Origin of the sequence: Streptomyces sp. NPDC127190 (genome assembly GCF_042672505.1) — a bacterium.
Classification (GTDB): domain Bacteria; phylum Actinomycetota; class Actinomycetes; order Streptomycetales; family Streptomycetaceae; genus Streptomyces.
The window spans coordinates 58,538-73,642 of the sequence record NZ_JBHXVE010000035.1; the positions used below are offsets into that span (position 1 = coordinate 58,538).

Below are 15,105 nucleotides of genomic sequence, written 5' to 3' on the forward strand. Positions count from 1 at the left end.
AATGCACCAGTCAGCACCCGACCCTCGGCCGCGGGTCCTGCACCTCGCGCAACCCGTCGACGGCGGTGTCGCCCGGGTCGTACTGGACCTGGTCGGGGCCCAGCTCGCGGCGGGCCTGCCGGTCACCGTGGCCTGCCCCGGCGGCGAACTCGCCCGGGGCGCCCGGGACCTGGGCGCCGAGGTGCGCGCGTGGCGGGCCGGCCGCTCCCCCGGTCCGGGCCTGCCGGGAGAGGTACGGCGGCTCGGACGTCTGCTCGACGAGGTACGGCCCGAACTGCTGCACGCCCACAGCGCCAAGGCCGGTCTGGCCGCCCGGCTCGCCGTGCGCGGCCGGATCCCGACGGTGTTCCAGCCGCACGCCTGGTCGTTCGAGGCGGTCGGCGGCCTCACCGCGGCGCTCGCGCTGCGCTGGGAGCGGTGGGGGGCGCGCTGGGCCGACCGGGTGCTCTGCGTCAGCGAGGCGGAGCTGGCCACCGGCCGCAGGGCCGGCATCCGGGCGACGTACACGGTCGTCCCCAACGGCATCGACACCGACCGCTTCGCACCCGGACCGGGCGACGCGGACGGTGCCGCCGACGATGACGACGACGCGGAGGGTGCCGCCCCGCTCGTCGTCTGTGTGGGCCGGCTGTGCCGCCAGAAGGGCCAGGACGTCCTGCTGCGCGCCTGGGAGGACGTACGGCGCGCGGTGCCGCAGGCGCGGCTCGTGCTGGTCGGCGACGGTCCCGACCGCGACGCGTTACGGCAACTCGCCCACCCCCGCGTGCACTTCACCGGTGCCGTCGCCGATCCGCTGCCCTGGTACCGGGCCGCCGATCTGGTGGTGCTCCCCTCCCGCTGGGAGGGCATGGCACTCGCCCCGCTGGAGGCACTGGGCTGCGGCCGGCCCGTCGTACTCACCGACGTCGACGGCGCCCGGGAGAGCCTGCCGCCCGCCCTCGTCCCGCACTGCCTGGTCCCCCCGGAGGACCCCGCGGCCCTGGCCACGGCGATCACCGCGCTGCTGACCGACCCGCCGCTCGGCGCGGCACTCGGCGCCGCGGGCCGCCGGCACGTCCTGGCCGCGCACGACGTACGGCACACCGCCGCCCGGGTCGCGGACCTGTACCGCGAACTCCTCGGCGCCGCCGACGGCCGCGGCGCCCCGCAGGCGCACCGCCCACCAGCCCACCCCGTGCCCACCGAGTGCAGGGAGTCCATCCACTCGTGACTGCGGAAAGTACCGTCCCCTCCCCCGGCGCGCAGCCATGGGACCGCGGATTCTCGCCCGTCTCGGTGCTGCCGGCCCGTGCCGCCGGCGGCTTCCGGTTCCCGCTGCGCCGCCCGCCGGCGCGGCCCGTCCCACCGCTGCCGCTGCTCGCCGCCGACCTGGCCGCCGCGCTGGCGGGCGCGGCCGCGCTGGACGCGGCGGCCCACCGGCCGCTGCTGGTGGCCGCCCTGGTGTCCGGCGCACTGCTGCTGCGCCCGCACACGGCGCGCCCGGTGCCCGGTGTCCTCGACGAACTGCCCGCGGTGTGCGGCCGGATCGCGGTGGCCTGGCTGGGCCTGGCCACCCTGCTCGCCGCGCACGCCCCCGCGCACGCCCTCACCGCCCGGACCCTGCTGCTCGGCTGGGCGCTGCACGCGGCGGCGGCCTGTACGGGCCGGGGCCTGGTGCACTGGCGGCGCCGGGTGGCGCTGCTGCGGCACCCGCGCACCGCCCTGGTGATCGGGCCCGCCGCGACCGCGCAGCGGGTGTCCGCCGCGCTGCTGCGGCACCCGCGCTGCGGGGTGCGGCCCGTGGGGGTGGTCGCCGAACACCCGGACGGCGGCGGCGGGTTGCCGGTGCTGGAGACCGGCGAGGAGGTGGAGCGGGCGCTCATCCAGAACGGGGTGCGGGTGGTGCTCACCGTGGACCCGGCCGTACGCACCGCCCAGGGCCCGCTGCTGCGGGCGCTGGCCGAGTCCGGCTGCGCGGTGTGGGAACTGGACGCGGACTGCCCGGCGTACGAGGTGCACGAGCAGCTCGCCGGGTTCGCCGTACGGCGGCTGGACCTGGGCACCGGGCGGCGCACCAGCCCCGGCAAGCGGCTGCTGGACGTGGTGCTCTCCGGGACGCTGCTGGTCCTGGTCAGCCCGGTGCTGCTGGTGTGCGCGGTGGTGCTGCGGCTCACCGACGGGCCGGGCGTGGTGTTCCGGCAGGAACGCATCGGCAAGGACGGCCGCCCCTTCACCCTGCTGAAGTTCCGCACCCACCGCCCGGCCGACGAGCACGAGGCCGCCACCCGGTGGAGCGTGGCCGGCGAGCGCCAGATGAGCGGCTTCTGCCGGTTCCTGCGGAAGACCTCGATGGACGAGCTGCTCCAGCTGTGGAACGTCTTCCGCGGTGACATGAGCCTGGTCGGCCCGCGCCCCGAACGCCCTTACTTCGCCGCCCAGTTCGGCCAGACCTACCCCGGCTACGCGGCCCGCCACCGCATGCAGACCGGCATCACCGGGCTCGCCCAGGTCAACGGCCTGCGCGGGGACACCTCCATCGAGGACCGGGCCCGCTTCGACAACGCCTACATCGACAACTGGTCGCTGTGGCAGGACATCTGCATCCTGCTGCGCACCGCGGCCGCGCTCGTGCGCCCGACGGGGAGCTGACCCATGGCCCTCGCCCTGCCGTCGCGCCGCCCGGCCCGGCTCTCCCCGGTGCTGGCCGTGGTCGCCGTGGTCGCCCTGCTCGCGCTGCCGGCTGCCCCCGGCGGCGAGGGCGGCGCGGGCCCCGCCGACGCGCTGTCCGCGCTGGTCGTCGCCGGCTGCGCGGTACGGCTGCTGCGCGCGCGCCGGCGCCCTCTCGGCCGTACCGCCGCGGTGGTCCTGGGTCTGCCGGTGCTCGGTGTCTCGCTCGCCGCGATGAACGCGCTGACCCCGGGCGACGGGATCACCGGCCTCGGCCGCTACCTCCAGATCTTCGTCCTGGTGCCGGCCGCGGTGCTGCTGCTCATCCGGGACCGGGCCGACTTCCGGCTGCTGGCCTGGGCGTTCGTGGCGCTCGCGGGCTGGCAGGGCGCGGTCGGCGTGCACCAGTACGTCACCGGGACCGGCGCCTCCTACCAGGGCGAGGACATCCGCGCGGTCGGCACCTTCGGGCCGACCGATGTGATGGGCATGGCGACGGTGGTCTCCTTCGGGCTGGTCTGCGCGGTGGGCCTGGCCCTGGGCCGGGGTACGGCACGCGCCCGCGCCGGCGCCGCCCTGTGCGCCCTCGCTCTGCTCCTCCCGCTCGCGCTGTCCTTCAGCCGGGGCGCCTGGATCGCCACCGCCGTGACGCTCACCGTCCAGCTGGTGCTGGCCGGGCTGCGCCGCGCGCTGCGGATCGGGGCGGCGGTGGTGGCCGCGGGCGTGGTCCTGGTCGGCGGGCTCGGTGTGGGTACGGCGATGCTCCAGCAGCGGATCGACAGCATCACGCAGGTCACCGCCGCGCCCGACCAGTCGGTCACCGACCGGTACACGATGTGGGCGGCGGCCACGGACATGTGGCGCGAGCACCCGCTGACCGGGGTCGGTCTGAAGGCGTTCCCCGCGTACCGCGACGGACACGCCTCACTCGCGCTCTCCTCCGGCAGCGACACGGAGGGCGCCGGCGCGGCCTTCCGCCGCCAGCCGCTGCTGTCCCCGCACAACATGTACCTCCTCGTCCTCGGCGAACAGGGCCTGATCGGCCTGGTGTGCCTGGCGGGCGGCTGGCTGGCCCTGCTGGTGTGCGCCGTGCGCGGCCTGCTCCGGGCCCGCGCGGCCGGCGGCCGGGGCCTGGACTGCGCGCTGGTCGCGACCGGCCTGCTGGTCTGGCAGCTGGTGGACTTCGCGTACGCCGACATCGGCGGCCCCTCGACCGTCCTGACGGCGGTCTGCTTCGGCCTGGTCGCCTGGTGGTCCCTGACCGGCGCGGACCACCTCCCCCCACCCACCCCGCCCCGGGGAGAGGCGGCAGCGCGATGACGAGCCCGCTCCCCGGCACCACACCGGAGCCGGTCGCCGGTACCGACACGGTCGCCGGTCCCGAGGTGTTTCCCGGTGCCGGTGCCGAAGGGGTCGTCGGGGCGCGTGCCCGGGCGGAGGCCGGTGCGGGCGTGGTGCCGGGGGCGCGGGGGGCCGGGGAGGGCGGCGGGGAGCGGGTGCCGAGTCGGCGGTTCCTCGCCAGGGCGGCCCTCGTCACCGCGTGTCTCTCGGTCGCGGGGGCGTTGCTCGGGCTGCTGCGGGACCAGTCGCTGGCCCGGCTGTTCGGGGCCGGCGAGGACACCGACGCGTTTCTCGTCGCCTGGACCGTGCCGGAGTTCGCGGCCACCCTGCTCATCGAGGACGGGCTGGCGTTCGCGCTGATCCCCGCGTTCAGCGCGGCACTGGCCCGGCGTGCGCAGGGTGCCCCCGGGGACCCGGTCCGCTCGCTGGTCGCGGGCACGCTGCCCCGGCTGGCGCTGGCCTTCGCGGCCGTCGGCGCGCTGCTCGCGCTGGGCGCCCCGCAGCTGGTCGCGGCGCTCGCGCCGGGCCTGCACGACCCGGGCCTCGCGGTGGACTGCACCCGGCTCACCGCGACCTGCGTGCTGAGCTTCGGCCTCGCCGGGTATTGCAGCGCGGCCCTGCGCGCCCACCGCCGCTTCCTCGCCCCGGCCGCGATCTACGTCGCCTACAACACCGGCATCGTCACGGCGATGTACGGCCTCGGCGGCCAGTGGGGGGTGCGGTCGGCCGCGTTCGGGGTGGCGGCGGGCGGCTGCCTCATGGTCGCGGTCCAGCTGCCGCCGCTCTGGCGGGAGCTGGGCAGACGCCGTACGGCTCCCCAGGTGCCCGCGGCGGCCGCGGCGGGCCGGCCGATCGATGTGCTGGTGCTGGCGACCGTGCTGCTGTTCGCGCTGTGCCGGCAGTCCCAGGTGCTGATCGAGCGGTTCCTCGCCTCCACGCTGCCCGCCGGGGCCATCTCGCATCTGAACTACGCGCAGAAGGTCGCCCAGATCCCGATGACGCTGTCGATGATGCTGTGCACGGTCACCTTCCCGGTGGTCGCCCGGGCACTGGCCGACGGCGACACCGAGGGGGCCCGCGAGCGGGTGGAGCGGGATCTGGTGCTCGCCGCGGGCCTGGTGCTGCTCGGCGCCGCCGCGGTCGTGGCCTGTGCGCCGCAGCTGATCGGACTGCTGTTCCAGCGGGGCGCGTTCACGGCCGCGGACACGGCGGCGACCGCCGGTGTGATGCGGGTGTACGCGCTCGGACTGCTCGGCCAGACGCTGACCGGTGTGCTGGTCCGCTCCTGGTTCTCCGCGGGCCGCGCCACCTGGTACCCGGTGGGCGCCATGGCCGCGGGCATCGTGGCGACCTCCTGGATCGGCGCCTGGACGGTGGACAGCTGGGGCGTCACCGGCATCGCCGCGGGCAACGCCACCGGCATCACCCTCACCGCCGCCCTGCTGCTGGCGGGCTCGGGGCAGCGGAAGGCGCCGCGGGCGCACGGCGTGCCCGTCCGCGTCCGGCTCGTGCTGCGGGAGCTGAGCCGGCCGCTGCGCGCGGCGGTGGTCGCCGCCCTGGCGGGTTCCTGGACCGCCGGCCTGCCGCGCTCCCCGCTCGCCGGCCTGGTGGTCGGCGGCACCACCGTCACCGTCGTCTTCGTGCTGCTCGGCTGGGTGCTGGGGGCGCCCGGCGTCGCCCCCGCACTCCGGTCCGTACGCACCCTCACCCGAAGGCTCGCCCATGCCCTGCGTTGACACGGCCCAGCGCCACCGGCCCGCCCCGCTCCCGCCGCCCGGGCCGGTCCCGTGGATCGCCATGTACCACTCGGTCGGCGACTGCTCCGACGACCCGTACCGCATCACGGTCACCCCGGACCGGCTGGACGGGCAGCTGCGCTGGCTGCGCGAGCGCGGACTGCGCGGGGTGTCGGTGGCGGAGCTGCTCGCCGCGCGGGCCCGGGGCGCGGGCCGCGATCTGGTGGGCCTCACCTTCGACGACGGGTACGCCGACTTCCTCGACAACGCGCTGCCCGTGCTGACCCGTCGGCAGTGCACGGCCACCCTGTTCGTGCTGCCCGGCCGGCTCGGCGGCGACAACGCCTGGGACCCGCTCGGGCCGCGCAAGCCGCTGCTGACCGCCGACGGCATCCGGCGCGCCGCCGACGCGGGCGTGGAGATCGGCTCGCACGGCCTCACCCATGTGGATCTGACCCGCGCCGACGACACCCTGCTGCGGTCCGAGGCCGCCGAGAGCCGCGCCCTGCTGGAGAAGCTGACCGGCGCCCCGGTCACCGGTTTCTGCTACCCGTACGGCACGGTCGACGAGCGGGCGGTGCACGCCGTCCGGGAAGCCGGCTACGGCTACGCCTGCGCCATCGACCCCGGGGCGCTGAACGGCCCGCACGTGCTGCCCCGGGTGCACGTCGGCCAGCGCGACACCGCCGTACGGATGTTCCTGAAGTACCGGCTGCACCGGCTGCGCAGGCGTCCCGTCGCGGGGCTGCGATGAGGGCGCTGCACATCATCACGGGCCTCGGCGTCGGCGGCGCGGAACAGCAACTGCGGCTGCTGCTGCGGCATCTGCCGGTCGAGTGCGAGGTGGTCGCGCTGACCAACCCCGGCCCGGTGGCCGACGGTCTGAGGGCCGACGGGGTGCGGGTGGTGCACCTGGGCATGGCCGGCAACCGGGACCTGGCCGCGCTGCCCCGGCTGGCCCGGATCATCCGGCGCGGCCGCTACGACCTGGTCCACACCCATCTCTACCGGGCCTGCCTGTACGGCCGGATCGCCGCCCGGCTGGCCGGCGTCCGGGCGGTCGTCGCCACCGAACACTCGCTGGGCGACTCGCAGATGGAGGGACGCCCGCTCACCGCGGGGGTGCGCGCGCTGTATCTGCTGGGCGAGCGGCTCGGCCGGTCCACCGTCGCCGTCTCCCCCACGGTCGCCGGGCGGCTCGCCCGCTGGGGGGTGCCCGGGCCGCGGATCGCGGTGGTGCCCAACGGCATCGACCTGGCGCGGTTCGCCTTCGACCCGGCGGCCCGGCTGCGCACCCGGGAGCTGCTCGGGGTGCCCGCCGACGCGTTCGTGATCGGCGGCATCGGCCGGCTCGCCCCCGGCAAGCGGTTCGACGTGCTGGTCCAGGCCCTCGCCCGGCTCCCCGCCGACTGCCGGCTGCTGCTGGTCGGGGGCGGACCGGAGGAGGGCGCCCTGCGCCGGGCCGCGCGGGCGGCGGGGGTGGCGGACCGGGTGCTGTTCACCGGCGAACGGCCGTACCTGCCGGACGGCTCGCCCGGCCCGGACCTGCCCGCGCTGACCGCCGCCATGGACGTGCTCGCCTCCCCGTCCCCGGAGGAGGCGTTCGGCCTCGCGGTCGTGGAGGCGCTCGCCGCCGGACTGCCGGTGCGCTACACCTCCTGCCCGGCCCTTCAGGACCTGCCGCCCGCCGCCGCCCCGGACACGCTGCGCGTGCCGTGCGACCCCGGTGCCTACGCCGACGCGCTCGCCGGGGTCCGCGCCCGGGGCCCCGGGCCGCGCACCGCCCCCGAGGCCGCCCGCCACTACTGCATCACCCGCAGCGCCGCCCGCCTCCTGGACGTCTACGCGGCGGCGCTCAGCCGTACGGCACCCGAAGTCCGTACCGCACACGAAGTCCCGACCCAGCAGAAAGCCGGCCCGTCATGACCGTCACCGAGAACCCCACCCAGCAGTCCCGCCCCGCCCGCACCGCCCGCACCCGCGCGCTGCCGCCCTGGTCGCTGGTGGCGGCCGGGGTCCTCGCGGGCGGTCTGCTCGGCGGCGGGTACGGGGCGCTGAAACCCCCGGCGTACACGGCGACCAGCTATCTCATCGCCGTACCCACCCAGCGCTCGGACACCGCCGCCGCGCAGGGCTTCGCGCAGGCCTACGGCCGGGTCGCCACCCAGCTCGCGGTGCTCGGCGACGCCCAGGCGCGGGCCGGGGTGCCGGTGCGCACCCTGCGCGACAGCGTGCGCAGCGAGACCTCGCCGGACGCGCCGATGGTCGCCGTCTCCGCCACCTCCCCCCGCCCGGGCCGGGCCGCCACGATGGCCAACGCGGTGGCCGGGGCGCTGGCCCGGCAGGCGAACGCCACCAAGGCCGACACGCACGTCACGCTGCTGGAGTTCTCCCGGGCGGTGCCGCCGGCCGCGCCGTCCTCGGCGTCCCCCGCGGTGACCGGGCTGGTCGGGGCGAGCGCGGGCGGACTGCTCGGCGGGCTCGCGCTGCTGGTGCGGCCGCGGCGCCGTCCGGAGGAGGAGCCGGCCCGTCCGGCCGCGGTGCCCGGCCCGGCCGCGGCCGCCGACGCCCACGGCCGGCTGTGACGGCCGTCGGGACGGCGCACACCACCTGGGCCGCCGAACTCGTCACCTCGGAGGCCGGGTTCGCCGCGCTGGCTGCGGACTGGGCCCGGCTGCACGGGCGGTGCGCCGCCGCCACCCCGTTCCAGAGTCACGCGTGGCTGCACTCGTGGTGGCTGTCGTACGGCAGGCACGGGCGGCTGCGGCTGGTGCTGGTGCGCGCGGGCGGTGAGCTGGTCGCCGCCGCGCCGCTGATGCTGGTCCGCCGCCCGCTGCCGGCGCTGGTGCCGCTCGGCGGGGCGATCTCCGACTACGCGGACGTGCTGCTGGACGACTCCGACGACGGGCGCGCGGCCGACGCGCTCACCGGGGCGCTGGCGGACGCGGCCCGCACCGCGCTGGTCGACTTCCGCGAGGTCCGGCCGGGCGGCGCGGTGGAGCGGGTCTACGACCGCTGGTGCGGGCCGCGCCGTACGGTGCCCGACTCGCTGTGCCTGGAGCTGCCCGCCCTGCCGATGGACGGGCTGGTGGCCCGGCTGCCGTCGAACAAGGCGCAGCAGCGGGTGCGGGCCAAGCTGCGCAAGCTGGCCGCGCTCGGGGTCGAGCGGCGGGAGGTGGCGCCCGAGGAGGTGGAGGCGGCGCTCGGCCGGCTGCTGGAGCTGCACCGGTTGCAGTGGCAGGGCCGGAAGGTGACGGCCGAGCATCTCCAGCCCCGGTTCCGCGCGCACCTGGTGCGTGCGGTCGGTCCGATGGTGCGGTCCGGCGACGCGGTGGTCACCGAGTTCCGGCTGGACGGCGAGGTGGTGGCCGTCGACCTGACCCTGCTGTCCCGCGGTCTGGCCGGCGGCTATCTGTACGGCGCCCATCCGGGCCTGCGCGAGCGCAAGGCGGACGTGGCGGTGATGCTGCTGGACGCGTGCGCCGAGCGGGCGGGCGGGCGCGGGACGCTGAGCCTGCTGCGCGGCGACGAGCCGTACAAGCACCACTGGCGCCCCGAACCGGTCGTCAACCGCCGGCTGTTGCTGGCCCGGCGACGCACCTCCCCGCTGCTGACGGCCGCGCTGTGCGACGCGGCCGCCCGGCAGCGGGGCAAGGAGGTGCTGCGCCGGTGGAGACGACGCCAGCAGGACTAGCGGGACCGACGGGACTGACGGGACTGACGGGCCTAGCGGGTGCGGGACCACCAGTCGAAGCGGATGCAGAGCTTGCCGCCGAGCCAGTACTCGACCCAGTCGCCGAGGTCCAGCGGCGAGCAGTTGGCCGGGTGCGTGGGCGTCGGGACCGGGGTCGGTGTGACCGGCGGGGTCGGCGTGACCGGAGTCGGGGTGACCGGTGCGGTGGGGGTGACCGGGGCCGTCGGGGTGACGGGAGCCGTCGGCGTGACCGGGGCCGGCTGGTCGGTACGGCCGGACAGGGCCGCCCGGTAGATCTGCGACGCCCTGGGGTTGGCGGAGCACTGCCACACGCCGTGCGGGCAGTAGTCCGTCAGCGTGTTGTACAGCGGCCGGTGTTCGGCCATCCAGGCGAGCATGCGGCGCATGTACTCGGCGTCGTCACCGTTGCGGAAGAGCCCCCATTCCGGATAGGAAATGGGCTTGCCGTGGGATTTCGCGAAATCCACGTGCTGCTGGAGCCCGTACGGCTCTTTCACCTGCCGGTCGAACGACTCCCCGGTCGGCTGGTCGTAGGAATCCATTCCGATGATGTCGACCGTGTCGTCGCCGGGGTAGCACTCCGTCCACGGTACGGCGTCCCGGCCCCGGCTCGGCGTGAAATCGAACCGGAATTTCTGGCCCGGCACCGAACGCATGGTGGTGACGATCCTGTTCCAGTACCTCTTCCAGTTCTCCGGGTCCGGACCGCAGCGATGGGTGTACGTCGTGCCGTTCATCTCCCAGCCCAGCACGATCACCGTGTCCGGCACGTCCAGCCGCACCAGCCGCTCGGCGAGCGCCCGGAAGTGCCGGTCGAAGGCGCCGGCCGCGCCCTGGCGCAGCAGCCACCGCACCTCGAAGTCCGGCACGTTCTCCTCGTTGCGCTCCTGCATGGGCACGTTGAGGACGAGCGTCCGGTCGGCCTTCTCCCGCCGCCAGTGCGCCCAGACGTCCAGGAAGCCGGGCGGTCCCTCGATGTCCTGCCAGCGGCCGCCGGGCAGGTAGGTGTGAGCGACCTTCAGCTCGGCCCCGCCGAGCCAGCGGCTCAGCTCGGCCATGCGGGCCACCCCGAGCGGCCCGGAGTCGAGAAAGGCACCGAAGGGCGGCGCGCCGGGTTCCGGCGCCGTGGGCGTGGGTGTCGCCGCGAACCCGGGACCGGCCGCCAGGGCGACCGACGCGACGACCGACGCCGCCGCCACGGCCAACCGCCGGGAGCGGTCCCGTCGCGCTTGTGGAGCCATGCCTGCTCCTCTCTCCACTCGACTGTTCAAGCACCTTGCTCTCCCAGTTATTGACACACAGTCATATCAATATGAATTCCGCGCGCCTGGTTACGGCTTTCAGGTGACCCGAACACCTCGAACGAGAAGAAAGAAGGAATGCCCGTGTCGCTGCTGGACATCCGCGTCCCCGCAGTTCTGCTGCGGATCGACCGGAATCCCTTTCACCACGGCACCCTGGGCGCCGTGCGCTCGCTAGGCAGAGCCGGGGTGGAGGTGCATGTCGTCGCCGACGCCGACCGGAGTCCCGTGGCGAAATCCTGTTTCGTACGCCGGCTGCACCCCCCGCCGCCGCCCGGCGCCTCCCCCGACGACATCGCCGCCGCGCTGCTCCGGGTGGCGTCCCGGGTCGCGCGGCCGGCCGTGCTGATCGCGCTGGACGACGCGAGCGCCGTCGCGGCCGGCCGGCTGCGCGAGGAGCTGGCGCCCGCCTATCTGCTGCCGCAGCAGCCCGGCGCACTGCCCGAGCACGTGGCCGACAAGGCCCAGCTGGCCGAGGTCTGCGCCGCCGCCGGCATCCCGCACCCGGTGACGCTGCTCCCGGACAACGCCGAGGACGCGGCGGCGGCCGCCTGGCGGCTCGGTCTGCCGGTGGTGGCCAAGTGGAGCCGCCCCTGGCTGGTCCCGGCCGGCGGCGGGCTGCGCTCCACGGTGCTGGTGCACTCGGCGCGCGAGGCCCGGGAGCTGTTCCTGCGCTCCGCCGAGGCCGGCTGCCCGCTGCTGCTCCAGCAGTTCCTTCCCCCGGGCCGGGACCGCGACTGGTTCTTCCACGGATACGCCGACCGCACCGGCGCCGTCCGGGCCGGCGGCCCCGGCCGCAAACATCTGGCCTGGCCGCGCGGTGCCGGGCTCACCGCGGTCGGCCAGTGGACCCCCAACCCGCAGATCACCGCGCTGGCCGAGCGGCTCACCGCCGAGCTGGGCTACCGGGGCATCTTCGACCTGGACTTCCGCCGCTGCGGCAGCACCGGCCGCTACCACCTGCTCGACTTCAACCCGCGCCCCGGCGCCCAGTTCCGGCTGTTCACCGACAGCGCCGGGCTGGACGTCGTACGCGCGCAGCACCTGGACCTGACCCACCGCCCACTGCCGGACGGACTGCCGCTGCCCGGGCGGGAGTTCGTGGTGGAGAACTACGCCCCGCTCGCCGCACTGCGGCCCGCGCCGCAGGGCCGGGAACTGGCCTGGCACGCGGCCGACGACCGGGCGCCGGGCCGGGCGCTGTGGACGCTGTGGGGCCGGCATGCGGCGGGCCGGCTCGCCGAGCGCCTGCGGATCCCCACCCGCTCGGCACGGCGGGAGCAGCTGCCCCCGTCCCCGCTGCCGGTCCACCGGCCGGGCGGCGCCTTCCCCGACGGCCTCCACCTCGGTGACGGCCTGCACCTCGGTGACGGCCTGCACGACGGCCTGCACGACGACTTCCGCGAGGACGAGAGAGCGAGCAGCTGCTGATGTACGACCTGCTGGTGGTGGGCGCGGGCCCGTACGGTCTGTCGATCGCGTCGCACGCCGCCGCGGCCGGGCTGGACGTCCGCGTCCTCGGGCGGCCCATGGCCTCCTGGCGCGAGCACATGCCCCGCGGGATGTTCCTGAAGTCGGAGCCGTGGGCCTCCAACCTGTCCGATCCCGAGGGCCGCTGGCGGCTGGACGTCTTCTGCGCCTTCCGCGGTATGACCGCCCGGCACGCCGAGCCGATCCCGCTGGAGGTGTTCGCCGAGTACGGCCTGTGGTTCGCCCGCAACGCCGTGCCCGCCGTCGACGAACGCATCGTGACCCGGCTGGCGCCCCGCCCCGACGGCTTCGCGGCCGTCACCGAGGACGGGCAGACCCTGACCGCGCGGACGGTGGCCCTGGCCGTGGGCGTGCTGCCGTTCACCGAGATCCCGGCCGCGCTGCGCGGGCTGCCCCCCGAACTGGTCTCGCACAGCAGCGACCACGCCACCCTGGACCGCTTCCGCGACCAGGACGTCACCGTGATCGGCGCCGGACAGGCGGCCCTGGAGACGGCCGCCCTGCTCGCCGAACAGGGCTCCCGGGTCAGAGTGCTGGCCCGCGCGGACCGGCTGTGCTGGAACACGGTGCCGCCGCCCTTGCAGCGCCCCTGGTGGCGCAGGGCCCGCGCCCCGCACAGCGGCCTCGGCCCGGGCTGGCGGAACTGGTTCTACGCCGAGCGGCCCGGCCTGTACCGGCGGCTGCCGGAGTCCACCCGGACGAACATCACGGCCGGCGCGCTCGGCCCGGCGGGCGCCTGGTGGGTGCGCGAGCGGGTGGAGCGCCGGGTCGAGGTGCTGCTCGGGCGGGAGGTGGTGGCGGCGCGTGCGGTGCCGGGCGGGCTGCGGCTCGACACCGCGGGCCGGACCGGCACCACGGTGCTGGAGACCGGGCATGTCATCGCGGCGACCGGCTTCCGGGCCACCCGGGAGCGGCTGGGCCTGCTCCAGCCGGAGCTGCGCGCCCTGCTGGCGACGGGTGCCGACGGCGCGCCGGACGTGGGGCTGGAGTTCGAGTCGTCGTACCCGGGGCTGTTCCTGGCCGGACTGATCACGGCCGCGGGCTTCGGCCCGGCGATGCGGTTCGTGCACGGCGCGACCTTCACGGCGGGCACGCTGGTGCGCGGGGTACGGCGCCGGCTGCGCACGGGGCCGGCCGACTGGCGGATCCCGGCGGGCCGCCTCCCCGAGACGGCGATGGCGGAGCCGGTACGGCGCTGAGGGGGGCGGGGTGCCGGGCGCTCGGGTCCGGCACCCGGCACGCTACCGGTGCTGCGCCGCCGACCGGCCTCGGCGGTACAGGACCGCACCGGCCCCGATCAGCAGGGCACTGGCGGCCGAGACCCCCATCATGGCCCGGACGTCACTGCCGGTGTGCGGGAGGGTGGGCGGCTTCCCGGGAGTGGTCTCGCCCCCGCCGTAGGGGGGAGTGGTCTCGCCGCCACCGTAGGGAGGCGTGGTTTCCCCACCGCCGTACGGAGGCGTGGTCTCGCCCCCGCCGTAGGGAGGAGTCGAGTGACCGCCGCCGGGAGGCGTGGTCTCACCGCCGCCGTAGGGAGGCGTGCTGTGGCCACCACCCGGGGGCGTGGAGTGGCTGCCGCCGGGGGGCGTGGAGTGACCGCCGCCGGGCGGGGTGGTCTCGCCGCCGCCGTAGGGAGGGGTGCTGTGGCCGCCGCCGGGGGGCGTGGTCTCACCGCCGCCATAGGGAGGCTGGGTGGTGTGGTCACCGCCGCCATAGGGAGGCGTGGTGGTGTGGTCACCGCCGCCGTACGGAGGCTGGGTGGTGTGGTCACCGCCACCGTACGGAGGCTGGGTGGTGTGGTCACCGCCACCGTACGGAGGCTGGGTGGTGTGGTCGCCGCCGCCGTAGCCGGGCGGAGTGGACTCGTGGCCGCCGTACGGGGGCCCGTAGTCGTCGGAGTCGCCGTAGCCCGGACCGTCGTCCCCCGGTACGTCACTGTGCGGGCTGCCACCGTGCGCGGACGAACCGTGCCCGTTGACACAGGAGTTGCCGAACGCCGGGTTCAGCGCAGCGGCCGCGTCCACGGAGTTGCCGCAGACGTTGACCGGGACGTTCACCGGGACCTGGACGTTGTTGCCGGACAGCACGCCGGGCGAACCCTGGGCCACGCCGTGCGCGTGGGAGTCGGCGAGCGCGACGCTGCCGCCGTACAACGACAGCACGCCGGTCGCGGCGGCGGCCACGACCATGCCCTTGCTGAGGGTCTGTCGCAATCTCGTTGTCTTCCTGCTCGAAGATGTGGGAAGGCCGGCCCCGGAACGAAGAATCGACGGATCGACGGTCCAAGGCCGGCCAGAACGCAGCCGGTGGGCTGGTGGTGCGTGGGGCGACGAACCTCAGTCGTTCACGCAGGTGTTGCCGAAGGCCGGGTTCAGCAGGCCGATGACGTTGATGCTGTTGCCGCAGACGTTGATCGGCACGTGGATCGGAATCTGGACCACGTTGCCCGACAGGACACCCGGGGAACCGACGGCGGCGCCCTCGGCACCGGCGTCGGCGAAGGCGGGGGCGGCCCCGCCCAGGGCCAGGATTGCGCCGGCGACGACAGCAACGCTCTTCTTCATGAGATTTCCCTTCTCCGCGGCCATGCCTAATTGACGGCCGAAACCGAGCGAGCACAGCTTCAACGGCTCGCACCATGACCGGCAGGCTGTAAAACGAGGGATAGACAGCGGAGGAAACTCTGGAACGCGCGTCGCCCCGTAATTCACTCGAATGCCCTCAAGGAATTGACGGTTCGGCAGAGAAACGCTTCTTCTACAGGAACGACGAACGAACGACGGGGGGGGGCGCCGGGGGGGGGCGGGGGGGGGCCCCCGCCGCCCGCGCGCGCGGGCGCCCCGGCGCGCCCGCGCGCGGGGGAGGGCGCGCGGGC

Annotated in this window: 13 protein-coding genes; 10 read left to right on the forward strand and 3 right to left on the reverse strand. The window is 75.7% G+C overall.

Features of this window, described 5'->3' with window-relative positions; all coding sequences use genetic code 11:
* Position 1: 1 nt before the first annotated feature.
* The 8 genes from ACFVIU_RS34920 to ACFVIU_RS34955 all read left to right on the forward strand — a co-directional run bounded on the left by ACFVIU_RS34920 (position 2) and on the right by ACFVIU_RS34955 (position 9,417).
* Positions 2 to 1,210 carry a glycosyltransferase gene (locus ACFVIU_RS34920; protein ID WP_385847523.1) on the forward strand — a complete coding sequence of 403 codons (1,209 nt, stop codon included), beginning with the start codon at positions 2 to 4 and terminating at the stop codon, positions 1,208 to 1,210.
* Positions 1,207 to 2,628 carry an exopolysaccharide biosynthesis polyprenyl glycosylphosphotransferase gene (locus ACFVIU_RS34925; protein WP_385847524.1) on the forward strand — a complete coding sequence of 474 codons (1,422 nt, stop codon included), beginning with the start codon at positions 1,207 to 1,209 and terminating at the stop codon, positions 2,626 to 2,628. Before ACFVIU_RS34920 ends, ACFVIU_RS34925 begins: the two co-directional genes overlap by 4 nt.
* 3 nt (positions 2,629 to 2,631) lie before the next feature.
* Positions 2,632 to 3,966: an O-antigen ligase family protein gene (locus ACFVIU_RS34930; protein WP_385847525.1), complete on the forward strand. Its 1,335-nt coding sequence runs from the start codon at positions 2,632 to 2,634 to the stop codon at positions 3,964 to 3,966.
* Complete coding sequence (locus ACFVIU_RS34935) at positions 3,963 to 5,723, forward strand: lipid II flippase MurJ (RefSeq protein WP_385847526.1); 1,761 nt, start codon at positions 3,963 to 3,965, stop codon at positions 5,721 to 5,723. The genes ACFVIU_RS34930 and ACFVIU_RS34935 overlap by 4 nt, the downstream gene beginning before the upstream one ends.
* Positions 5,724 to 5,784: 61 nt before the next feature.
* Positions 5,785 to 6,477, forward strand: coding sequence for a polysaccharide deacetylase family protein (locus ACFVIU_RS34940; protein WP_385847543.1), 693 nt, complete (start codon positions 5,785 to 5,787; stop codon positions 6,475 to 6,477).
* Entirely contained in the window at positions 6,474 to 7,649 is a 1,176-nt protein-coding gene (locus ACFVIU_RS34945; protein ID WP_385847527.1) for a glycosyltransferase, read from the forward strand. The genes ACFVIU_RS34940 and ACFVIU_RS34945 overlap by 4 nt, the downstream gene beginning before the upstream one ends.
* Positions 7,646 to 8,308 carry a lipopolysaccharide biosynthesis protein gene (locus tag ACFVIU_RS34950; protein WP_385847528.1) on the forward strand — a complete coding sequence of 221 codons (663 nt, stop codon included), beginning with the start codon at positions 7,646 to 7,648 and terminating at the stop codon, positions 8,306 to 8,308. Before ACFVIU_RS34945 ends, ACFVIU_RS34950 begins: the two co-directional genes overlap by 4 nt.
* Positions 8,305 to 9,417: a GNAT family N-acetyltransferase gene (locus ACFVIU_RS34955; RefSeq protein ID WP_385847530.1), complete on the forward strand. Its 1,113-nt coding sequence runs from the start codon at positions 8,305 to 8,307 to the stop codon at positions 9,415 to 9,417. Before ACFVIU_RS34950 ends, ACFVIU_RS34955 begins: the two co-directional genes overlap by 4 nt.
* A gap of 32 nt (positions 9,418 to 9,449) precedes the next feature.
* Here ACFVIU_RS34955 and ACFVIU_RS34960 read toward each other — a convergent pair whose 3' ends face one another.
* Entirely contained in the window at positions 9,450 to 10,679 is a 1,230-nt protein-coding gene (locus tag ACFVIU_RS34960; protein WP_385847531.1) for a glycoside hydrolase family 26 protein, read from the reverse strand.
* Between the two features lie 144 nt (positions 10,680 to 10,823).
* Here ACFVIU_RS34960 and ACFVIU_RS34965 point away from each other — a divergent pair, with 144 nt between their 5' ends.
* Both ACFVIU_RS34965 and ACFVIU_RS34970 read left to right on the forward strand, forming a co-directional pair.
* Positions 10,824 to 12,170 carry an ATP-grasp domain-containing protein gene (locus tag ACFVIU_RS34965; protein ID WP_385847532.1) on the forward strand — a complete coding sequence of 449 codons (1,347 nt, stop codon included), beginning with the start codon at positions 10,824 to 10,826 and terminating at the stop codon, positions 12,168 to 12,170.
* Entirely contained in the window at positions 12,170 to 13,429 is a 1,260-nt protein-coding gene (locus ACFVIU_RS34970) for an FAD-dependent oxidoreductase (RefSeq protein ID WP_385847534.1), read from the forward strand. Before ACFVIU_RS34965 ends, ACFVIU_RS34970 begins: the two co-directional genes overlap by 1 nt.
* A gap of 42 nt (positions 13,430 to 13,471) precedes the next feature.
* On the opposite strand, the gene ACFVIU_RS34975 is transcribed toward ACFVIU_RS34970, so the two are convergent.
* A complete protein-coding gene (locus tag ACFVIU_RS34975; RefSeq protein ID WP_385847536.1) occupies positions 13,472 to 14,443 on the reverse strand; it encodes a chaplin family protein in 972 nt (323 codons plus the stop codon).
* A 123-nt stretch (positions 14,444 to 14,566) separates the two neighbouring features.
* On the reverse strand, positions 14,567 to 14,794 hold the full coding sequence (chpD, locus tag ACFVIU_RS34980; RefSeq protein ID WP_385847544.1) for a chaplin ChpD: 228 nt from the start codon (positions 14,792 to 14,794) through the stop codon (positions 14,567 to 14,569).
* Positions 14,795 to 15,105: the final 311 nt, after the last annotated feature.